General features: G+C 70.5%; 17 protein-coding genes. 7 read left to right on the forward strand and 10 right to left on the reverse strand.

Annotated features, from left to right (window positions below; all coding sequences use genetic code 11):
* Window positions 1-24: 24 nt before the first annotated feature.
* From ACYVBS_RS02965 to ACYVBS_RS02975, 3 genes are read right to left on the reverse strand one after another with little or no spacing between them, the layout of a single operon-like run.
* The gene (locus ACYVBS_RS02965; protein ID WP_460821684.1) at window positions 25-753 is read right to left on the reverse strand and encodes a LytR/AlgR family response regulator transcription factor; all 729 of its coding nucleotides are present in this window, start codon (window positions 751-753) and stop codon (window positions 25-27) included.
* Between the two features lie 11 nt (window positions 754-764).
* Window positions 765-1826, reverse strand: coding sequence for a sensor histidine kinase (locus tag ACYVBS_RS02970; protein ID WP_460821685.1), 1062 nt, complete (start codon window positions 1824-1826; stop codon window positions 765-767).
* 3 nt (window positions 1827-1829) lie between these two features.
* Entirely contained in the window at window positions 1830-2516 is a 687-nt protein-coding gene (locus ACYVBS_RS02975; protein ID WP_460821686.1) for an alpha/beta hydrolase, read from the reverse strand.
* Between the two features lie 102 nt (window positions 2517-2618).
* Here ACYVBS_RS02975 and ACYVBS_RS02980 point away from each other — a divergent pair, with 102 nt between their 5' ends.
* Together ACYVBS_RS02980 and ACYVBS_RS02985 are read left to right on the forward strand one after the other, a co-directional pair.
* Window positions 2619-4871 carry a methyl-accepting chemotaxis protein gene (locus ACYVBS_RS02980; protein WP_460821687.1) on the forward strand — a complete coding sequence of 751 codons (2253 nt, stop codon included), beginning with the start codon at window positions 2619-2621 and terminating at the stop codon, window positions 4869-4871.
* A gap of 615 nt (window positions 4872-5486) precedes the next feature.
* Window positions 5487-5729 (forward strand): hypothetical protein, encoded by a 243-nt coding sequence (locus ACYVBS_RS02985; protein ID WP_460821689.1) that lies wholly within the window; start codon window positions 5487-5489, stop codon window positions 5727-5729.
* Between the two features lie 47 nt (window positions 5730-5776).
* On the opposite strand, the gene ACYVBS_RS02990 is transcribed toward ACYVBS_RS02985, so the two are convergent.
* The 3 genes from ACYVBS_RS02990 to dtd all read right to left on the reverse strand — a co-directional run bounded on the left by ACYVBS_RS02990 (window position 5777) and on the right by dtd (window position 9890).
* A complete protein-coding gene (locus ACYVBS_RS02990) occupies window positions 5777-7468 on the reverse strand; it encodes a sensor domain-containing diguanylate cyclase (RefSeq protein WP_460821690.1) in 1692 nt (563 codons plus the stop codon).
* A 28-nt stretch (window positions 7469-7496) separates the two neighbouring features.
* Window positions 7497-9350: an RNA polymerase sigma factor RpoD gene (gene rpoD, locus ACYVBS_RS02995; protein ID WP_460821692.1), complete on the reverse strand. Its 1854-nt coding sequence runs from the start codon at window positions 9348-9350 to the stop codon at window positions 7497-7499.
* A gap of 99 nt (window positions 9351-9449) precedes the next feature.
* A complete protein-coding gene (dtd, locus tag ACYVBS_RS03000) occupies window positions 9450-9890 on the reverse strand; it encodes a D-aminoacyl-tRNA deacylase (RefSeq protein WP_460821693.1) in 441 nt (146 codons plus the stop codon).
* A 61-nt stretch (window positions 9891-9951) separates the two neighbouring features.
* Between dtd and ACYVBS_RS03005 the strand changes: the two genes are divergently transcribed.
* The 3 genes from ACYVBS_RS03005 (at window position 9952) to ACYVBS_RS03015 (ending at window position 12953) form a co-directional block, all read left to right on the forward strand.
* Entirely contained in the window at window positions 9952-10878 is a 927-nt protein-coding gene (locus tag ACYVBS_RS03005) for a lauroyl acyltransferase (protein WP_460821694.1), read from the forward strand.
* Window positions 10879-10990: 112 nt separating this feature from the next.
* A complete protein-coding gene (locus tag ACYVBS_RS03010; protein ID WP_460822166.1) occupies window positions 10991-11440 on the forward strand; it encodes a PH domain-containing protein in 450 nt (149 codons plus the stop codon).
* A 16-nt stretch (window positions 11441-11456) separates the two neighbouring features.
* Window positions 11457-12953: a PH domain-containing protein gene (locus ACYVBS_RS03015; RefSeq protein WP_460822167.1), complete on the forward strand. Its 1497-nt coding sequence runs from the start codon at window positions 11457-11459 to the stop codon at window positions 12951-12953.
* A gap of 47 nt (window positions 12954-13000) precedes the next feature.
* Here the strand turns inward: ACYVBS_RS03015 and ACYVBS_RS03020 are convergent, their stop codons facing one another.
* A complete protein-coding gene (locus ACYVBS_RS03020) occupies window positions 13001-13990 on the reverse strand; it encodes a glycosyltransferase (protein ID WP_460821695.1) in 990 nt (329 codons plus the stop codon).
* A gap of 113 nt (window positions 13991-14103) precedes the next feature.
* Here ACYVBS_RS03020 and ACYVBS_RS03025 point away from each other — a divergent pair, with 113 nt between their 5' ends.
* A complete protein-coding gene (locus tag ACYVBS_RS03025; RefSeq protein WP_460821697.1) occupies window positions 14104-15162 on the forward strand; it encodes a hypothetical protein in 1059 nt (352 codons plus the stop codon).
* Window positions 15159-16223, forward strand: coding sequence for a glycosyltransferase family 9 protein (locus tag ACYVBS_RS03030; protein WP_460821698.1), 1065 nt, complete (start codon window positions 15159-15161; stop codon window positions 16221-16223). Before ACYVBS_RS03025 ends, ACYVBS_RS03030 begins: the two co-directional genes overlap by 4 nt.
* A gap of 101 nt (window positions 16224-16324) precedes the next feature.
* On the opposite strand, the gene ACYVBS_RS03035 is transcribed toward ACYVBS_RS03030, so the two are convergent.
* From ACYVBS_RS03035 to fmt, 3 genes are read right to left on the reverse strand one after another with little or no spacing between them, the layout of a single operon-like run.
* Window positions 16325-17995 (reverse strand): ArnT family glycosyltransferase, encoded by a 1671-nt coding sequence (locus tag ACYVBS_RS03035; protein ID WP_460821699.1) that lies wholly within the window; start codon window positions 17993-17995, stop codon window positions 16325-16327.
* A 51-nt stretch (window positions 17996-18046) separates the two neighbouring features.
* Window positions 18047-19357 (reverse strand): 16S rRNA (cytosine(967)-C(5))-methyltransferase RsmB, encoded by a 1311-nt coding sequence (gene rsmB / locus ACYVBS_RS03040; protein WP_460821700.1) that lies wholly within the window; start codon window positions 19355-19357, stop codon window positions 18047-18049.
* A complete protein-coding gene (gene fmt / locus ACYVBS_RS03045; RefSeq protein ID WP_460821702.1) occupies window positions 19354-20274 on the reverse strand; it encodes a methionyl-tRNA formyltransferase in 921 nt (306 codons plus the stop codon). Before fmt ends, rsmB begins: the two co-directional genes overlap by 4 nt.
* Between the last annotated feature and the right edge of the window lie 178 nt (window positions 20275-20452).

A 20452-nucleotide genomic window follows, 5' to 3' on the forward strand; every position in this document is an offset into this window, starting at 1 on the left:
CGACCCCGCGGGCGAGCAGGGCGGCTACAGATGCTTCAGCGTCTCGCGCAGTTGCGCCACGCAGCGCCGGCTGACCTCCAGCGGTTGCCGGCCGTGGCGCAGCACCGCATGGGTGTGGCCATCGGGTGCGCGCCGCAGCTCGGTGATTTCGTGCCGGGCCACCAGGCAGTTGCGGTGGATGCGCACGAAGCGGTCGCCGAACTCCTCTTCCAGGGACTTGAGCGACTCTTCGATCAGGTCCTCGCCGCGGGCGTGGTGCACCACCACGTACTTCTCCTCGGCCTGCAGGTAATGCACGTCCTCGATCGGGATCAGGCGCAGGCTGCCGCGCAGGCGCGCGCACAGGTGGCTGCGGCGCCGCCCCTCGCCGGGGGGAGTGGTCTGCTGACGTCCGGCGGCGAAGGTGCGCACGCGCTGCAGCGCGGCCGCCAGCCGCTCCGGGCGCACCGGCTTGACCAGGTAGTCGATGGCCTCGGCCTCGAACGCGGACAGCGCATGCGCGTCGTAGGCGGTGCAGAACACCACCGCGGGGCGCGGCTCGAAGGCGGCGAGGTGGCGCGCGGCCTCCAGCCCGTCAATGCCGGGCATGGCAATGTCGAGCAGCACCAGGTCGGGGTTGAGCTCGGCGCAGGCGTGCAGCGCCTGCTGGCCATCGGCGGCCTCGGCCACCAGTTCGACGTCGTTGATGTCGGCCAGCAGCCCGCGCAGGCGCTCGCGGGCCAGCGGTTCGTCGTCGGCGATGATCACGCGCATCGGCATCCCCTTCATCCGGTGCGCGCCCCGCCCCCCAGTGGCACGCGCAGTTCGCACAGATAGTAGTCCGCCTCCCAGCGTGCGGTCATCCGGGCGCGCGGGCCGTAGTGGTAGCGCAGCCGCTGGCCGATGTTGGCCTGCGCGTGCTGGGCGCCCTGGCCGTCCCGCTCGCGCGGCGGCGGGGCCGGGTTGCGCACCCGCAGCACCAGCTCCGTTCCCTCCACCGACAACGCGACCTCCACCGTACCGCCTTCCGGCAGGCGCGAGATGCCATGCAGGACGGCGTTCTCCAGCAGTGGCTGCAGCACCAGCCGGGGCATGGCGAAGTCCCACGGCAGCGGCTCGTCGCGGTACCAGGTCACGTGCAGGCGGTTGCCCAGGCGCAGTTGCTCAATGGCGAGGTAGCGCTCGGCCAGTTCCACCTCTTCGGCGAGGGTCGAATCGCCCCGATTGGCGCCCAACGCCGCGCGGAACAGGTCCGACAGGTCCAGCACCGCGCGCTCGGCCACCGCCGGGTCGCTGCGCACCAGCCCCGCGATCGTGTTCATGCTGTTGAACAGGAAGTGCGGCTTGATCCGGGCCTGCAAGGCATCCACCTCGGCGCGCGCACTGGCGCGGACCTGGGCCTGCCAACGGTCGTTGACGTAGAGGTACCGGACCACCACGGTCGCCATGAGCATGGTGATCGCGGCGGCACCCCAGGCGAAGCGGTGCAGGGTCACCGCCGGCGGCACCAGCCCGTAGGCCAGGCTGCTGTCGATCACGAACACGATCCAGGCGCCGACCGCAGCCACGACGCCCGTGCCCAGCAGGGCCAACGCCGCCCCCGCCGTCTGCGGGAGCCGCGACAGCGCACGGCGCGACACGCATAGCAGCACGGACGCCGTCAGCGCCAGCCACAGCGCGAAGCCACTGGCAGTGACGAACCGCTCCAGATCCCACCGCACCCCACCGTCTGGCGCCAGTGCCAGCACCACCACGACGAGTTCGGCCACGCCCAGCATCACCGCCAACCGCGGCAGCCGACACAGGTCCGGCAGCCAGGGTTCGCGCTCCGTGCCGGGACCGATCATGGGTCAGGGCGCCGCGAAGCGCCGCGAGAGCCAGTCGCCCAGGTCGCGAATCTGCTCGGCACAGACCTGGTGCGCCATCGGGTAGGCATGCCAGTCCACGCGCAGGCCCAGCTGCTGCAGCAGCCTCGCGCTGAACTGCCCGGCCTGGACCGGCACCACCGGATCCATCGTGCCGTGCGCCATGAACACCGGCTGCGTCACGGCCTCGGCCGTGGCGAACTCGCCCGCCTTCTGTGCGGAGGGCAGGTAGGTGGAGAGGGCCACCAGCCCCGCCAACGGGCGCGCCGTCCGCAGGCCCCAGGCCAGCGTGATCGCGCCGCCCTGCGAGAACCCCGCCAGCAGGATGCGCTCGCGCGGGATGCCCCGTTCGACTTCGCGTGCCACCAGCGCCTCGACCTGCTCGACCGATTCGGCCACGCCCCCCTCGTCGGCGCGGTTGGCCAGGTCGAAATCCTTGATGTCGTACCAGGCGCGCATGCGCGCACCGTTGTTGATGGTCACGGCGCGCACCGGGGCGTGCGGGAACACAAAGCGGATTGCCGGCCAGTCGCGGCGCACCAGTTCGGGGACGATGGGTTCGAAGTCGTGGCCGTCGGCCCCGAGGCCATGCAGCCAGATGACCGACCACGTGGGCGACGGGCCGGTCTCGCGTTCGACGGTTTCAAGCAGGGTGGGGGCAAGGCTGTCCATGCGCCGCATTGTGGCGGGCACGGCCCCCGGCGCGCCAGCCTGTCATATGCGCTGAATGAAACTGCCGGATCCTCGTCGCCGCCCCGACGAAGGATGGATGGAATGAAGGACCGGTTGTCTTTTCGCGCTCGCTTGGCGCTCGGCTTGGGGCTGATGGCCCTGCTGCTGGCCACCGTGTGCGCCGGCACGCTGCTGGCCACGACGCGCATGCAGCAGCGCTTGGATCGGATCACCCAGCAGATCCTGCCGCAGGTCCAGCACCTGCACGCGCTGGACATGGCCGCGGCGCGCATCGCGCGTGACGTGGAGGCCGCGTCCACCGCGCCTTCGGCCACGGAAGCCGCCACCCGCCTGGAGCAGGCGCTGCCCGGCTGGCTGGACGCACGGGTCGCGCAGGAGGCCCTGACGCGCCTGCCCGCCGGCGACGACCAGCGCGCGGCACTGCGCGCGCTGGTCGACATGCAGGAGAAGGCCGCGAAGGCCGCGGAGGACATGGCCGCCACGCTCGTGACCGGGGACCTCGCTTACGCACAGGTGCGCTACGCCGAGATCGTGGAGCCGGCCCTGACATCGTGGCGCCAGCTGCTGGAGATTCAGGTGGGCGAGCGCCAGCAGCAGGTACAGTGGGCAGCGCTCGACGCCCAGCGCGAGGCGCGGCAACAGCACTTGGCGCTGGGCATCGCCGGTGGCGTCGGCCTGCTGCTGGCGCTGGCCGTGGGCGCGATCCTGTTGCGCACCGCCCGCCGACTGCTGGGGGGCGACCCCCGTGAAGCGGCCGCGGTGGCGCTGCGAGTGTCGACGGGTGACCTCGACACGCCGCTGCCGACGGGCAATCGCCACCCGCAAAGCGTGCTGGCCCAACTGGCCACCATGCAGCAGTTGCTGCGCGAACGCCGCGACACCGACCACGCCACACGCGCCCGGTTGCAGGCCATGGCCGCCGAGACCGCCGCCATCCGCGACGCACTCGACCATGCGGCCGCTCCCACGGCCGTGTTTGACGCGGCGGGCAAGCCGCTGTTCCTGAATCGCAGCATGCGCGCGGCCCTGGACGAATTCGCGAAGGAACTTCCCGCGCCAGATGCCAGCGAAGCCACCGACGGCTGGCCGGGACCGCTGCGCGCGATCCTTACCTCGGCCGATGCGGACATCCAGGAGGTTCTGGTCGCCGGACGCTTCCTGCTGGTGAGTTGCGCGCCGGTCATCGACGCGCAGGGCGACGTCGCGGGGCGCGTCCTGCATTGGATCGACCGGACCGCGGACATCGAGGCGGGGCGTGAGATCGCGGCGGTCGTCGCCCACGCGGCGCAGGGCGACCTCGCCCACCGTGTCTCCGTCGAACGCCACGAGGGCGTGCTGCGCGAAGCCGGTTCGGCCCTGAATCGCCTGCTCGACGCCACGGCCAGCAGCCACAGCGAACTGGAGCGGCTGCTGGACGCCCTGGCACGCGGCGACCTGCTCGCGCGCAGTGGCGCACCGCTCGCCGGCGTGTTCGGCCGCCTGCAGACCCAGGCCAATGCCACGTTCTCCGGCCTTTCGGAGCTGGTCGGCCACCTGCAACGCGCCAGTGAGACCATCAGTGCGGCGTCCACCACGTTGGCCACCGGCAATGCCGAGTTGTCCCAGCGCACCCACCAGCATGCCGACGGCCTGCGCGAAGCGGTGGCGGCGACGACCTCACTGAGCCAGGGGCTGCGCCAAAGCAGCGACGCCGCGCAGCATGCCTCCGCGGAGGCGGCGCGCGCGCACGAAGCCTCGGGCCATGCCGGCGAACAGGTGGTCGAAGTGAGCCGGGCCATTGACTCAATCGAAGCCGGCACGCGTCGCATCGAAGGCTTCGTCGATACCGTGGACGCGATTGCGTTCCAGACACGGCTGGTCTCGCTCAATGCGGCGATCGAAGCGGCCCACGCCGGGCCCCGCGGCCGCGGGTTCGCCGCGGTGGCCGCCGAGGTCCGCACGCTGGCCACCCGCACCACCGAGGCCGCGCGTGAAATCACCGCGCTGGTGCGTGATGCCCGTAGTGCGGCGACCGAGGGGGCCCTTCGCGCCCGCGCCGCCACCGACGCCATGCAGGCGATCGACGACGCCGCGGCACGGGTGAGCGCGCTGATGGGCGAGATCGCGACCACCGCGCACGCGCAGTATGCCGACGTGAACGCCGTCAACGAGGTCCTGGAAGTCCTCGACGACGGCACCCGGCAGAACTCGAGGCTGGTCGCGGATGCGGCCGGAACCGCGGTGCGCCTGCGCGAGCAGGCCGACTCGCTGGGCGGGTTGCTGCTGCGGTTCCGTACGCAGGGCGATGGCGAGATGGACGCCACCAACGACACGGTGGCGTGCGGCGCTGCGTGATGCGCGCCACCGGCGAAGTGCATTGACCGGCCGGCATTGGGAGGCCGGGGCGATCCCACACGGCGCAGGATCGGGAGTTGGTGGGCCCAGAAGGATTCGAACCTTCAACCAAGGGATTCGCGTTTTCCACCGGTTTCCCGGCGGCGCGGACTATCTCTTCGCCCTTCGCCGCATGCGTTCCCGCATGCGAGCGGTGGGGCGCGGGACGCTCTAGCCTGTGATCAAGGGCACTCCAGCCCTCAGGTAGTCTCTGCACCTTCCGGCGGTGTACCGCCGGCTTGGCTCAGGGTTGCCACCGTCCGCGCCAGGCGCGCCGCTGAGGTTTCCCTGAATTCATCCCGTTCCCATCCGCACATTCCTGCGCGGCGGCACCTTATCGATGAGTCCCCTGCTCTAACCGTTGAGCTATAGGCCCTTACGGACATGGTAGCAGCGTAGGCGACATCTCTCACCTGCCCAATGGTGGCCTACCCTCACGGCATGGAACCCACGCCTCATTGCACGGAATGCAGCCGCCCGCTTGGCGGCCGACAGCGTCGGTTTTGTTCGCGGGCATGCAAGAACCGCAACACCAACCACCGCCACCAGAATTATGCCAACCAGCAGACCAGAGGCTTGAGTCGAAAGATTGAGCTGATTGCGTCAGCCGGCGGGCGCTGTACGAAATGTGGCTATCACCGCAATCTGGCGGCGCTGACCTGGCACCACACGGATCCATCCACGAAGCGCTTCAACCTGGACGTGCGAGCGCTTTCGAACCGCCGCCGAGAAGACATTCACGCCGAACTCGCAAAATGCGTGCTGCTTTGCGCCAATTGCCACGCCGAAGAGCATTTCCCTGAACTGACCCGCGCTTGAGCCCAAGCCATGCGGGGCTCCCGGGCCGCAGGACTTGTCAGTCCGCCTTACGCCAATACGACCCTGGCCCCGCCCTCGCGCTTGGCGCGATACAGCGCCTGGTCCGCGCGCCGCACCAGCGCGGCCGCGCTGTCGATGCTGGGCTGGGCATGCGCGATGCCGACACTGGCCTCCAGCGCCACGTGCCCATCCTCGACCGGGACGCGCGACGCATCCACCGCCGAGACGATGTCATTGGCCAAGCGCAGCGCGTCGTCCTGCCGCAAGCCGGGCAACAGCACGACGAACTCGTCGCCGCCCCAGCGCACGAACACCGCGCGCGGCGGCAACAGTTCGCGCACGGCCTCGGTCACCGCCAGCAGGCAGCGATCGCCGATTTCGTGGCCGTAGCGGTCGTTGACCTGCTTGAAGCGATCCATGTCGACAAACAGCACGCACAGCGGCACGCCCCGCTGGCGCCAGGCCTGCCACATCTGGTCCAGGCGGGCCTCGCCTGCGCGGCGATTGAGCGTGGCGGTCAGCGCGTCGTGCGAGGCCAGGCGCAAGGCGAGGTCACGCTCCTGCCGCAATTCCAAGGCACGCCGCACCAAGGCCAGGCCCAGCACCAACGACTGGAAGGCGATGGCCGGGGCCGCGCCGAACAACGTCCATGGCAGCGGTTCGATCCAGCCCCATGTGACTGCGGTGCGCACCATGCTCAGCGTGCCGTAGGGCAGCCACGCCAACGCGAACAGCCCGGCACCCGGCGTGCCGCGCTGCCACTGGCGCACCAGTACCCACAGCATCACCGGGGGCACGACCGAGAAGGTCCACGATGCCAACACGCCGGGCCAGCGCGCGCCCCCCGAGCCGGGCAGCATGAAGCACAGCGCGACCACGATCAGCGCGCCGGCCAGCAGGCGCGTCGCCTGCGCCGCGCGCCGGTCGCCCGTGGCCAGCCCGAAGAATCCGTGCATGAAGCCCACCAGCGCGGCATTGCCCAAGGCCAGCAACATGCCGCTGGGACTGCCGGGCCAGCGCCATTCCGCCGCGCCGCCGATCCACAGGTACGCCAACCCCGTGGCGAACAGCAGCCACGCCGACAGCGCCGACACCGCGCCGACATAGGCCAGGTACATGCGTTCGCGCAGGTTGACCCAGAACATCAGGTTGACCAGCAGCATCACCGCCAACACGGTCAGGCAGGTGGTAAGCGCCGCCACGAAGCGGGCTTCGGTCGCCAGCATCTCGTCGGTCGAGGTCACGCCGACGTTGAGGTACAGGCGCCCGCGATGCTCGAGCCGGACGTAGATTGGGCGCGCCCCCGCGACTGGATCCAGCGGCCATGCAAATGCGTGGAGCGTGCGGGGCGCCGGAGCAGGGTTGAAGAAACCGTCTTCGTACCGCTGCCAGCCTTGGGCGCCGTGCGGCACCCAGACCTGGATCGAGCGCATCGGCAGGCGCGCCAGGGTCACCCGGCGTTGGCTACCTGCATGAGGCCCCGGGTCGATCCGCAGCCAGCGGACCCCGGTTCCCGCCGGGAACATGGCCTGCCGTGGCAGGGCCGGGCTCCAGCGCAGCGTGCGGTCCTCGCCCAGCACGTGCGTGGCCGCCACGTCGCTTTCGCTGACCAGCATCCGCAACTGCGGTTCCGCCCGTGCGGGCGCGAGACCGGCCAGGGTGCCGAGCAGCAGCACGAGCACGCACGCGTACCAGCCGCGTACCCCGATGCCCCGCACACCCTTGCGATTGCCCCCCACTCCGCCCCCTCGGACGCCGGGTGCGGCGTCAGTCGATGTCGAGGAAGCTCCGCAGCTGCTCCGAGCGCGAGGGATGACGCAGCTTGCGCAGCGCCTTGGCCTCGATCTGGCGGATGCGCTCGCGGGTCACGTCGAACTGCTTGCCGACCTCTTCCAGGGTGTGGTCGGTGTTCATGTCGATGCCAAAGCGCATGCGCAGCACCTTGGCCTCCCTCGGGGTCAGGCCGGCCAACACGTCGCGCACCGTCTCGGTGAGGTTGATGTTGGTGGTGGCTTCGATCGGGGACTCCACGTTGGTGTCCTCGATGAAATCGCCCAGGTGCGAGTCCTCGTCGTCGCCGATCGGGGTCTCCATGGAGATCGGCTCCTTGGCGATCTTCATGACCTTGCGGATCTTGTCCTCGGGCATGTCCATTTCCTTGGCCAGCTCCTCCGGCGTGGCCTCGCGGCCGAACTGCTGGAGCATCTGGCGGGAAATGCGGTTGAGCTTGTTGATCGTCTCGATCATGTGCACCGGGATACGGATGGTGCGCGCCTGGTCGGCGATCGAGCGGGTGATCGCCTGGCGGATCCACCAGGTGGCGTACGTCGAGAACTTGTAGCCGCGGCGGTATTCGAACTTGTCGACCGCCTTCATCAAGCCGATGTTGCCTTCCTGGATCAGGTCGAGGAACTGCAGGCCACGGTTGGTGTACTTCTTGGCGATGGAGATCACCAGGCGCAGGTTGGCCTCGACCATCTCCTTCTTGGCCTTGCGCGCCTTGGCTTCGCCATAGGCCATCGCGCGGCTGATTTCCTTCAGGTCGGCCAGGTTCACCAGCACCGCCGACTCCAGGTCGATGGTGGCCTGCTGTTCGGCCACGATCTGGTCCTTGACGTCACGCAGGCCCGACGACCACTTCTGCTTGCGCTTGATCAGCTCGTCGGTCCACTCCAGATTGGTCTGGTTGCCTTCCCAGGCGCGGATGAAATCCTTGCGCGGCATCTTGGCGATGCGGGTGGCCATGTCGAGGATGCGACGCTCGTGCTCCTTCACCTTGGCCTGCACGTCGCGCAGGTTCTTCACCAGCACGTCGGTCAGCGGCAGCGGCAGCTTGAAGGTGACGAACACCTCCGCCATCTCCTCGCGCAGCTTGATCACGCTCTTGTGCGTCGGACCGTGCTTGGCGTGCGCCTTCTCGAACTTGCCGTAGGCGTCGGCCAGTGCCTGCATGCGGTTGGCGACCTCGACCGGATCCGGACCGGTCGGCGTGTCGTCGGTGTCACTGCCGCCGTCATCGTCCTCTTCCTCGTCGGCCTCGCTGTCCGCGTCGGCCACCTCTTCCAGCACCGGCTCGGCGGCCGGCTCGTCGAGCAGGTCGTTGAAGCCGACGATGATCTCCGCCAGGCGCTTCTTGCCGGCCTTGTGCTCCTCGTAGTCCTCGAGGATGGAGGCGATGGTGCCCGGGAAGGAGGCCAGCGCGGCCTGCATCTGGCCCAGGCCTTCCTCGATGCGCTTGGCGATGGCGATTTCGCCTTCGCGCGTCAGCAGCTCGACGGTGCCCATCTCGCGCATGTACATGCGCACCGGGTCGGTGGTGCGGCCACCCTCGGCGTCCAGACCGCTCAGCGCGGCGGCGGCCTCTTCGGCGGCGGTCTCGTCGACTTCGCGGCCGCTGGCGCTCTCGCCGGCCAGCAGCAGGGTCTCGGCATCAGGCGCAACTTCGTGCACCTGGATACCCAGGCCGTTGATCATGCCGATGATGTCTTCGATCTGTTCCGGATCGACGACGTCGTCGGGCAGGTGGTCATTGACCTCGGCATAGGTCAAATAACCCTGCTCCAGGCCCTTGCTGATCAGCTGCTTGAGTTCGGACTGGGGGGCCTGACGTTCGTTGGCCATGGGCTGCGCCACCACGGTGGTTGGAAGGTGAACCAAGCATTATACCAGCGCGGACGGCTTCCATCGGGAAATCCGGCCTGCATGCCCGCTGGCGGCGGTTCAGGCCCGCAGCAGGAAGGTCACCGGGCCGTCGTTGACCAGGCTGATGACCATATGGGCGCCAAACCGCCCGGTTTCCACCCCCCGCGCGTGCTTTTGCCGGCACGTTGCCAGCAGCCGGTTGAACACCGGTTCAGCCTCGGCGGGCGCGGCGGCGGTGCTGAACCCCGGGCGCATGCCGCTGCGGGTGTCGGCCGCCAGGGTGAACTGACTGACCAGCAGCAGGCCGCCGCCGGTGTCGCCCAGGCCGAGGTTCATCTTGCCGTCGGCGTCGGCGAACACCCGATAGCCGAGCAGGCGTTCGGCCATGCGCGCCACCTGCGCGTCACCATCGCCGGGCTCCACGCCCACCAGCGCCAGCAGGCCCGGACCGATGCGGCCGATGACCTCGTCGTCCACGCTGACGCTGGCTTGGGTAACGCGTTGGATGAGGGCAAGCATCGGCAAGGCTCCAATGAGGCGCGCGTAAAGCTAGCAGACCCCAGCGGCTACACTGCGGCGCATGACCCAACTCGCCGCCCGCCTGCTGTACCTGCTCGCCGCCGCCATCGCCCGCCTGCCCTGGCGCTGGCTGGTGCGGCTGGGCGACGCGTTGGCGGATTGGGTGGTGCGGCGCAACCGGCGCGAGAGCCGCGTCACCCGGCGCAACCTGGAACTGGTGTACCCGGAAATGCCGGCAGACCAGCGCGAGGCGCTGCACCTCGCGATCCTGCGCACCACCGCGCGCCAGGTGCTGGAGACACTGCGGCTGTGGACGCGCCCGCACGCGCGCAACCTGCGCCTATTGCGCCGCCAGCACGGCGTGGACCTGTTCGATGCGGCCCTGGCCAGCGGCCGCGGGCTGATCGTCGCCGCCCCGCACTACGGCAACTGGGAGTTGCTCAACCAGTGGCTGGCGGCGAAAACGCCGCTGGCGGTGTTGTACGCCCCGCCGGATTCCAAGGTCGGCGAATCCTTCCTCAACCTGGTTCGCGCTGCGCCTGGCGCCGATAGCGCACGGGTGACGCAGGTGCGCGCGGAAGGGCCGGCAGCCGTGCGGCAATTGTTGAAGCTGCTCAAGGAAGGCGGCGTGACCGGCATCCTGCCCGACCAGCAGCCCAAGCGCGGCGACGGCGAATTCGCCCCCTTCTTCGGCCGCCCGGCATTGACCATGAGCCTGCTCACGCGGCTGGCGGCACGCACTGGCGCAACCGTCCTGTTCGCCTATTGTGAGCGCGTGGGGGACGACGGCGACGAGCCGGCCTTCGAGCTCCACATCGAGCCCGCGTCGCCCGAGGTGTCCGCCCAGGACCCGCAGGTGGCGGTGGCGGCGCTCAACGCCGGGGTCGAGCGCATCGCGCGGCGCGATCCCACGCAGTACCAGTGGACCTACAAACGTTTTTCAATCGGCGAGGATGGGGTGAACCCGTATTCGCCTGACTGCTACTGAAGGCGCCTGCATGCTCACCTCTTCCGAAGCCGATGTACCGCACGCCAGCGCCGTGCCGCACGCCCTTCCCGACGGCGAATGGCAATCGCTGCCGCCGCGCGCCCGCGGGCTGATGGCGTTTGTCGGCGCCCTGCAGTTCGCGCTTCCCGGCGTGGCGTTGGCCTTCATGTCGGGCGGGGTATTGCCACGCGTGTTCGACGTGCCTCTCACCTGGCCGCTGCGCCTGGGCGGGATGGCACTGGTGTTCGGCGCCATGGCGGCGGCGGGCGCGTGGCTCGGACTGCGCCAGTATCGCCACACACATTGGCGCCATGACGCACAGGGCTTGGCGCTGCGTCGCGGGCGCCTGTGGTACCGCGAAACCCGCGTGCCCGCCACCCGCGTGCAGCACCTGGACGTGACCCGCGGCCCCCTGCAGCGCGGCCGTGACCTGGCCACGCTGGTGGTGCACACCGCCGGCACCCAGCACAGCGCGGTGAAGTTCCCCAACCTCGACGCAGGCGACGCCGAACGGTTGCGCGACGTACTCGGCCGGCAGATCGACCATGACGACGACGCCTGAGTCCGGCGACGCCGCGATGCTACCGGGGGCAAACGCGTCCGCGGAACGCCGGCTGCACCCCATGTCCTGGCTGTTCGTGCTGCTGGCGCAGCTTCGGCAGTTCATCGTGCCGCTGGTGGCGCTGCTGGTCTTCGGCCGAGGCGACCGCAATGAGCTGTGGCCGCTGATCGGCGTGGGCGTGCTAGTGCTCAGCTCGGTGTGGCAATACTTCACGTTCCGCTACGGCGTGGCCGGCGATGCGCTGCTGGTGCGCAAGGGCGTGCTGGAGCGCAGCGTGCGCATCATCCCCTTCGCGCGCATCCACAACGTGGCGGTGCAGCAGTCACTGTTGCACCGCGTGTTCGACGTGGCGGAGGTGCGGCTGGAATCGGCCGGCGGCAAGAAGCCCGAGGCGGAGATGCGGGTACTGACGCTGGCCGATGCGCTGGCACTGGAACAGCTGGTCCGCCATCGCGGCCAAGTCGCGCCGTCGGCGATGCCCGCGGACGGCGCCACCCCAGCCCCGCCCGCTGCCACCACGTTGCTGCAGTTGCCGCTGGGCGAAGTGGTGCGGCACGGGCTGGTGTCCAACCGCGGCCTGATCGTGGTCGGCGCCGGTGTCGCCGGCCTGTCGCAGTTCAGCCCGCGGCTGCTGCCCAACCTGTTCGAGCGCTGGGGCGAAGTGATGTTCGGCTACGCCGGCAGCCACGACTTCGGCATCCCCGAATATGCACTGGCGGCGGTCAGCCTCGCGGCCCTGGCGGTCGGTGCACTGCGGCTGTTGTCGGTGGTCCTGTCGCTGCTGCAGTACTACGGCTTCACCCTGCGCGAGTCCGGGCGCCGCTTGACCGTGGAGCGTGGCCTGCTGGCACGCTGGCGCACCAGCGCGTCGCGGCGGCGCATCCAGGCGTGGACGCTGCACGAGGGCCTCATGCATCGCCTGCTGCGCCGGCGCAGCCTGCACGTCGATACGGCCGTGGCCGAGGACCAGCAACAGCAGCGCGCCTTGCGCGAGGTGGCGCCCATCGCCACACCCGAAGCCTGTGACCAACTCATCACCCACCTGCTGCCGAAAGCGGACTGGAGCGGCCAAGCCTGGCAGGCCATTCCCGAGCGCAGCTGGTGGCGGCTGTTCCTGCCTGGCGCGGTGTTCGTGCTGCTGGTAGGAGCGGTGGCAGGTTGGCGTTTTGGCGCGTGGGGGCTGCTGGCTCTGCCGTGGCTGGCATGGAGCGCGCACGCCGCGCGCCAACATGCCCGGCGTGCGGCCTACGCGGTGAACGAACAAGTGGTCGCGGTGCGCGGTGGCTGGTGGAGCCGCTGGTGGCGCTTGGCCGAGATCGACAAGCTGCAGACGGTGTCGCTGAGCATGTCACCACTGGACCGGCGGTGTGGCACCGCGACGCTGTGGCTGGACACCGCGGGGGCCTCGCCGATGGCGCCATCGTTGCGGATCCGTTTCCTGCCCGAAGGTGAAGCCCGCGCGCTGCACGATGCGCTCGCCGCCTCGTTGGCGCGACGTCCCCTGCGCTGGTGACCTGCGCTGGTGATCCGCTCCGGTGACTTGCGCGGCGTGTCGCGCTCTCAGCGCTTCTCGCCCCACGCGCGCGCCACCCGTGCCGCCAGTTCCCGCGCGCGCCGAAGCCACAGTGGCATGGGGCGACTCGCCTGGCGCTCCGCGGCCGGCGCCAGAACGCCCCTGATGAGCCGGCGCCACGCGGCCAGGGTCGCCGCATCGGTGAACGCCTGACCCCGCGCGCGGCCGTTGTCGACCATCGCCTGGTAGAGCGCGGGCTCGGCCAGCAGCCGGTCGATGGCCACCATGGTGTCGTCCACGCCGGTGGCTTCGATGTAATCCAACGGACTCGCGCGCAGCTCGCGATAGCCCGACTCGGGGCCCAGGATCGCCGGCACGCCGGCCAGCCACGCGTTGAACAGCTTCCACGCCGGTTTGTTGCGCACCAGCCGGGTGCCGGAGGGGCGCACGGCCAGCATAAGGTCCACGTCGTGGTAGTCGTGCCACGCCGGCGGCGTGCCATCGGGGTGCGCGTAGTGGCAACGGAACTGCAGACCGCGCGCTTGCAGGAAGGCCTCCCATTCGGCGGAACGGAAAGCGGGGTGCAGGTTCTGTGGCGTGCCCGGGAACAGCAGCGTACGCAACGTCGTTCCGCGCGCCGCGTCACGCACGCGCAGGCCCGGCTGTGGCCAGTGCGGCACGTGGAAGGCGCGCTCACCATCGGCAGAGGCGGCGTTCTGCACCACTTCCACGTCCGCGAAACCGACCGGATGGCGGTCGCTGCGCACGGCGACCAGCAGCGCACCGCTGCCGCCTCGCGCCGCGCGCCACACGGGCCGTTTGTGGCCGGCGTAGAACACCACAATGCCCGTGTCCGGCACGCGGTTGTCCAAGCGCACGTCATCACCGGCGTCGCGCAGCCGGGTGTAGGTGTGGGTGATCCAGTAATCCTCGCCCAGCAGCAGGCGCTGCGGTGCCTCGTCCGGGCGCAACGCGCGCCACGACGCGATATCTTTGTCACTCACATCCAGGTAGAACGTGACGGGAACAGATTGCATGGTCGCATCGCGGCTTCGGGTCGAACGATGATAGCGAGGCGCCACGCACCACGGCGTGCATTGCATCGCGCCTCACGCCTGCAACCCTATTCCGTGCCGCAAGGAGCGCCCGCATGAGCCGCGTGCTGTTCGTCCCGGTCTCCGGCAGTGAAGGCAGCGGCGAAGTGCAGCGCTGCCGCCTGCTGGCCGACGCCCTGCACGCACGCTGGCCTTCAGCCGAGCCCCATTTCCTGCTCGCCAACGGCGCGCCCGCGGTGCCGTGGCCCACCAGCACGCTCAGCGCGTCGCCCACGCGCGCGGTGCCGGAAGTCGTCGCCGCGATCGAACGCGTTCGCCCGGCCGTCGTTGTGTTTGACGGCAACACGCGTGTGGCCGCCTTGCGCGCGGCACGGCGCGTGGGCGCGCGCGTCGTGCTGCTCAGCTCCCGGACCAGTGCTCGCGACCGCGGCTTCCGTTGGCGGCGCACGGCACGCCTGCACGAACACTGGCTGGTCGGTGCCGACCTGCTGTCGGAAGGCGGCTGGCGTGAAAAGCTGGCGCGCTGGCGCTATCCCGCCGTGGTCGTGCGGCGCTTCGCCACGTTGTTCGCCCCACCGGCCGATGCCGACGCACTGCTGCAACGGCTGGCCATCCGCCGGCCCTATGCCGTGCTGTGCGCCGGCGGCGGTCGCCAGATGCTGGACGGCGAAAGCGCCGCGCAGCGGTTTGGCAGCGCCGCCGCGGCCTTGGCCCGACGCGGGCTGACCGCGGTGGCCGTCGCCGCGCCCACCGTCGCGCCGGCGATCGATGCCGGCGAACTCCCCAACGCCGAGCTGATGGCACTGCTGGCGCAGGCCGACGTCGCCCTGCTGGGCGGCGGCAGCTTGCTGGTGCAGGCACTGGCGCTGGGCACGCCGGCGCTGGCATTGCCGCTGCAGGCCGAGCAGGCCGCGCGCGTGGCCTGGCTGGATCGTGCCGGTGCCGTCCTCACGGCCACGGCCTCCGCGCCAGAGGCGCTGGCCGAGGCGCTGCTGCGCCTGCAGGCCGACGGCCCGGCCCGCGCGCGCCTGCGTTCCCAGGCCGAAGCGCTCGGTCTGGCCAACGGCCTGCCTGACGCCGCGGCCGCACTGGCCAAGCTCGCCGGCCTGGCCGCGGACGCCCCGCCATCGACCGCTGCTGGAGACCGCCCATGAGTGCACGCCCCCTGCTCGTCCGGTGCGGTGCCTTTGGCGACATGGTGCTGGTCACGCCGCTGATCCGCCTGCTCGCCTCGCGCTACGGCCAGCCGGTCGACGTGGTCAGCAGCGGCGGCTGGACCGCGCCGCTGCTGCAACACGAACCCGCCGTGGGCCACCTGCAACTGGTCACCAGCCGCCACACCCCTTACCTGTTCTGCCCCAGCCAGTGGGCGCTGGTGCGCTGGCTGCGCGCACGCGGCCGCGGACCGGTGTACCTGTGCGATGCGGACCCGGAGATCGCCGCCCTGTTGCGCCGTGCGGGCGTTCCCGACGAGGACATCGTCGGTCGTCTGCCGGGCGATGCCATCGTCGATGGCCAGCAGCAACTGTGGCCGGACCGGTGGCTGCGCATGGGCGCACGCAATCCGTCGCACGCCTATCCAGCCCGCGATGTGGACCCGGCTCCGTTCCGCTTGCCCGCGCTCGTGGTGAGTGAGGAGGAACGCCGCGCCCTTGTCGACTGGCGCGCCGCTCACGGCCTGCAGGGCCCGCTGGTGCTGTTCCAGCCGGGCAACAAGCGCACCCACAAGCGCGGCACGGTTGCCACCCGCCAACACCCCAAGCATTGGCCGGCCGAGCGCTGGGCGGCGGTGGCGCGCGCGGTGTGGACACGCCTGCCCGAGGCGCAGGTCATTCTGTGTGGCTCCGAGGGCGAGCACGCGGTGCTGGAGGAAATCCGCGCGGCCGCCGAGGGTGATCCGCGCCTGCACAACCTCGCCGGCGAGCTGCCCATCCCGCGCTTGCTCGCACTGCTGGAAGTGGCGCACAGCATGGTGTCGGTGGACACCGGCCCGGCCCACGCGGCGGCAGCACTCGGCTGCCCGCTGGTGGTGCTGTTCGGCAACGCCTCACCGGCCATGTGGCGGCCCGTGGGCCCCGGCCCGGTGCACTGCCTGGGCGGAGAGAACGGAGAGCAGAGTCAGGCGCGTGACATTGCCGCGGAGTCCGTCATCGCCGCGTGGGAAGCGATGGCCGCATCACCCGATGTGCAGCACCGCGTCGCGACTGACGACTGACGAATCACGTCTGACAACCCGCCACTCGCTACTTGCTGCCCATCACCGGTTACAGACGTCTGACCGCTGATGGCTGAACGTTGTTGCGGGCCGCTTGCCTCTCAACGGCCCGCACACGCCGCACTTGCCGGCACCAGCCACCACTCCCGTCGATTGGAAATGCCCAGGTTCTCGGCCTTGGACCAGTCCACGCAGGCGCTGACCGCGGCACGCTCCACCAGCAGCCAGCGCGCGTCGGGCGCCTTGGCCTGCCATGCCTGCGCATCGCGCAATTGATCATCGCCCGGGCGCAGGAAGCCAAAGGTTTTCGCAGGGCGGTCGGCCATCAGCAGGTTCTGCTCCTTCCATGCCACCAGGCCCAACTCCGCATCCGGACCGATGCGGGCACCGGCGCGTTGCATCAGGCCGCGCGCCGAACTGGCGTCGTTGAGCAACGGATACCCGATCAGGCTGACCCCCACCCAAAGCCCGGCAAGCACCCACGCGAGCGAGGCCACGCCACGACGCGCACGCAGCCACGCTACTGCAGCCAGCCCGAACGCGCCGATGGCCAGCAGCATCGCGCCCAAGGGGTCTGCGCCGTGGGCCACGCCACGCGCGTCTTCCAGCGTGCGCTCGAAGCCGGGCTCGCCCAGGACCACCAGCGCACCCGCCACGGCCAACAGCGCCGACAGGCCCAGCGCAATGCCGAAGGCGATCCGCCGCGGCCACGCCTTGACCAGCACGCCGGGCAAGTACGCGCCCATGGCCAGGCACAGCATCGGCAGCGCCGGCATGATGTACACCTCACGCTTGCCGCTGCTGAGGCTGAAGAACAGCACCACCAGGGCCACCCACGCCAGCGGCAGCAGGATGCGGGCGTCACGCGCGCGCAGCGCCTCGCGCCACGGCCGCACCATCCACGGCAGCGCGGCCACCGATGGCAGCCACTGCGTCAGTGCCACCTGCAGGAAGTACCAGAACGGCTGATGGTGGTGCCACGGGTCGGCGTAACGCTTGGCGGTCTGCTTGAGCAGGATGTTGTCGGCATAGGCACGCAGGGCGGGGTCACCGCTGGCCTTGACCGCCAGCAACATCGGCACCAGCCACAGCGCCAGCGGCAGCAGCAGCGCCACCGGCCCCAGCCAGAATTTCGCGCTGCGCATCGGGGCGATGCCGCTCCAGCCACGCCACTGCGCCCACGCGGCCGGGAGCAGTACCAGCAAGGCGACCACACCCACGCCCTTGCTGATCACCCCCAGCCCCGCGGCGAACCAGCCCAGTGTCCAGAAGCGCCAGTCCGGCCCGCGCAGCAGATGCCGCAGCAGCGAATACACTGAGAGCGTGATGAAGAAGGTGACCGTCGGGTCGATCTGCGCGCGCTTGGACTGCCAGGTGAACTGCAGCGCCAACAGCAGCGCCCACGCCGCATAGGTGCCGGCCTGCGCCGACCACAGGCGGCGGCCGAGGTCGCGCACCAGCCACAGTGTGCCCAGCGCGGCCAGCAACGACGGCAACAAGAAGGCGATGCGCAGTTGGCCGGTCAGCGCATACACCGTGGCCTGGAGCCACATTAACAACGGCGGCTTGTCCGGGTACAGCTCATCGCCGCGCATCGGGAACAGCCACTGGCCGCTCTCCACCATCTGCCGCGCCACCAACGCGAAGCGCGGTTCGTCGGCCGGCCACGGGTCGCGCAGGCCAAGGCCGGCGAACAGGATCACCGTGGCCGCCAGCCAGAACAGCCAGGCGTCGCGGGTGTCGTCGTTTTTCGGGAGGAAAGGCGTGCGCATCGGCGGATGATACTGGTGCGCCGGCAAACGCCCTATTTCCGCGCGAGAAGCTCAGCCGGCCTTGCGCAGGCGCGCGTAGAAGAAACCGTCGCCGCCGTCCTCGCCCGGCAGCCGCTGGTGGCCCGCAAAACGACCGTCCACCTGCACCGCGCGGCCGTAACGCCCATCCAGCGGTTCCAGCGTGGCATCCGGCGTGCGCGCGAGGAACGCGGCAATCTGGTCGGCGTTCTCCGCGCGCAGGATCGAACACGTGGCGTAGAGCAGCACGCCGCCCGGCGCCACCGTGGTCCAGAGCGCGTCGAGCAGTTGCGCCTGCACCGCGGTCAACGTGACCAGGTCGGAGGCGCGACGGTGCAGCAGCACGTCGGGCTGGCGGCGCACGATGCCGGTCGCCGAACACGGCGCGTCCAGCAACACCGCCTCCACCGGTTCACCGTCCCACCAGGCCTGCACGCGGCCAGCGTCGGCGGCGACCAGTCGCGCGCGATCGGCCAGGCCCACGCGGCGCAGGCTGTCGTGCACGCGCTGCAGGCGCGCGGCGTCGATGTCGAGCGCGGTCAGCTGCAGGCCCGGCTCACGCTCCAGCAAATGCGCGGCCTTGCCGCCGGGCGCGGCACACGCATCGACCACGCGCGCGCCGGCCGGCAATGCCAGCGCGTCGGCCACGCGTTGCGCGGAAGCGTCCTGGATGGACACGGCGCCCTCGGCAAAGCCAGGCAGCACCGCAACCGCCACCGGCACATCCAGTCGCACGGCATCGGGCAGGCTCGGATCGACGGCGTGGGCGATGCCGGCCGCGTCCAGACGCGCGAGATAGGCATCCCGCGATTGCACCCGGCGATTGACCCGCAACCACATCGGCGGCGTGACGGCGCCCGCATGGAAGATCGCCTCGGCGTCCTCGGGCCAGTCGGCCGCGATGCGCTCGCGCAACCAGCGCGGCCAGTGCGCCTGCATTTCGGCCACCGGCACGCCCTCGCGCTGCGCGCGACGCAGCAGTGCGTTGACCAGCCCGGCCTGGTGCCTGCGCCCGATCAGGCGCGCGGCCTCCACGGTCTCCGCGACGGCCGCATGGGCCGGCAGGCCCAACGGGTCCAACTGCGCGAACCCGGTGAACAGCAGCGCGCGCAACGGCTGATCGCGCTTGCCCAGGGGACAGGGGATCCACGCATCCAGCGCCGCCTGGTAGCGGGCCGGCTGGCGCAGCACGGCAAAACAGATGGATTCGACCAAGGCGCGGTCGCGCGGGTCCGGCAGCGTGGGCAACTGCGCGCCCAGTTCGGCCTTCAGCGAGCGCCCCTGGTGCAGGACCGCATCCAGGATGCGCGCCGCCAGGGCGCGAGGTGCGGCACCCGCGCTCATGCGCCCCTCAGGTCGGGACGCCCGTTGAGGTAATCGGCGGCGGTTATCGCCTTGCCACCGTCACGCTGCAGCACGCGGATGCGCAGCACGCCCGCCCCGCAGGCGACGTCCAGGCCCTCGCGGCCAGCGCGCAGCAGGGTGCCAGGGGCCGCGGCGTGGGACTCGTCCAGCGCCACCACCCCATGCAGGCGCAGCCGCTCGCCGGCCACAACGGCTTCCGCCATCGGCCACGGGTTGAACGCGCGCACCCGGTTGGCCAACTCGGCCGCCGGGCGGGTCCAGTCCAGCTTGGCTTCCGCCTTGTCCAGCTTGTGGGCGTAGGTCACGCCGTCCGCCGGCTGCGGTCGGGCGATCGGGCGGATGCCGGCGCGCAGCAGGCCCAGGCCGTCGGCCAGCACCTGTGCGCCCAACTGGGCGAGCCGGTCGTGCAACTGGCCGCCGGTATCGTTGTCCCCGATGGCGACCGCCTGCGACAGCAGCACCGGGCCAGTATCCAGGCCCTTTTCCATCTGCATCAGGCACACGCCGCTCTCGTGGTCGCCGGCCTCAATGGCACGCTGGATCGGTGCCGCGCCGCGCCAACGTGGCAACAGCGAGGCGTGCACGTTCCAGCAGCCGTACGTGGGGATGTCCAGCACCGACTGCGGCAGGATCAAGCCGTAGGCCACGACCACCATCAGGTCGGGCTTGAGCGCGCGCAGTGCGGCCTTGGACTCGGCGCTGCGGAAGTTCTCCGGCTGCAGCACCGGGATGCCACGCAGCAGCGCTTCGCGCTTGACCGGCGACGGGGTCAGCTCCCGGCCGCGGCCGGCGGGGCGGTCGGGCTGGGTGTACGCGGCCACCACTTCGCCACGCTGCGCGGCAGCGCGCAGGCAGGGCACGGCAAAGTCGGGGGTGCCGGCAAAAACGATTCTCATCGGGAGCCAGGATCCTGTTGGCGGGCGCGCGGGCTTACCGGCGGGGAAACGGGAAAGACGGGGGATTCGTGGCCATCCCGGACGGAGGACCGGGCATCAGGTCGGCCAACCACGTGCCGTGCGACCGGCGGCCGGCCGCGGGCCACGCCACGGTCAAGGCGACGCCACGCAGGGAGGG

Source organism: Lysobacter olei, assembly GCF_054777355.1.

What these genes read in the sequence shown, in the direction of transcription:
- ACYVBS_RS02975 (WP_460821686.1), bottom strand. Translation starts at nt 2,516, where the DNA reads ATGGACAGCCTTGCCCCCACCCTGCTTGAAACCGTCGAACGCGAGACC.
- ACYVBS_RS03030 (WP_460821698.1), top strand. Translation starts at nt 15,159, where the DNA reads ATGAGTGCACGCCCCCTGCTCGTCCGGTGCGGTGCCTTTGGCGACATG.
- dtd (WP_460821693.1), bottom strand. Translation starts at nt 9,890, where the DNA reads ATGCTTGCCCTCATCCAACGCGTTACCCAAGCCAGCGTCAGCGTGGAC.
- fmt (WP_460821702.1), bottom strand. Translation starts at nt 20,274, where the DNA reads ATGAGAATCGTTTTTGCCGGCACCCCCGACTTTGCCGTGCCCTGCCTG.
- ACYVBS_RS03035 (WP_460821699.1), bottom strand. Translation starts at nt 17,995, where the DNA reads ATGCGCACGCCTTTCCTCCCGAAAAACGACGACACCCGCGACGCCTGG.
- ACYVBS_RS03015 (WP_460822167.1), top strand. Translation starts at nt 11,457, where the DNA reads ATGCTACCGGGGGCAAACGCGTCCGCGGAACGCCGGCTGCACCCCATG.
- ACYVBS_RS03020 (WP_460821695.1), bottom strand. Translation starts at nt 13,990, where the DNA reads ATGCAATCTGTTCCCGTCACGTTCTACCTGGATGTGAGTGACAAAGAT.
- ACYVBS_RS02980 (WP_460821687.1), top strand. Translation starts at nt 2,619, where the DNA reads ATGAAGGACCGGTTGTCTTTTCGCGCTCGCTTGGCGCTCGGCTTGGGG.
- rsmB (WP_460821700.1), bottom strand. Translation starts at nt 19,357, where the DNA reads ATGAGCGCGGGTGCCGCACCTCGCGCCCTGGCGGCGCGCATCCTGGAT.
- ACYVBS_RS03010 (WP_460822166.1), top strand. Translation starts at nt 10,991, where the DNA reads ATGGCGTTTGTCGGCGCCCTGCAGTTCGCGCTTCCCGGCGTGGCGTTG.
- ACYVBS_RS02970 (WP_460821685.1), bottom strand. Translation starts at nt 1,826, where the DNA reads ATGATCGGTCCCGGCACGGAGCGCGAACCCTGGCTGCCGGACCTGTGT.
- ACYVBS_RS03025 (WP_460821697.1), top strand. Translation starts at nt 14,104, where the DNA reads ATGAGCCGCGTGCTGTTCGTCCCGGTCTCCGGCAGTGAAGGCAGCGGC.
- ACYVBS_RS02965 (WP_460821684.1), bottom strand. Translation starts at nt 753, where the DNA reads ATGCGCGTGATCATCGCCGACGACGAACCGCTGGCCCGCGAGCGCCTG.
- ACYVBS_RS03005 (WP_460821694.1), top strand. Translation starts at nt 9,952, where the DNA reads ATGACCCAACTCGCCGCCCGCCTGCTGTACCTGCTCGCCGCCGCCATC.
- rpoD (WP_460821692.1), bottom strand. Translation starts at nt 9,350, where the DNA reads ATGGCCAACGAACGTCAGGCCCCCCAGTCCGAACTCAAGCAGCTGATC.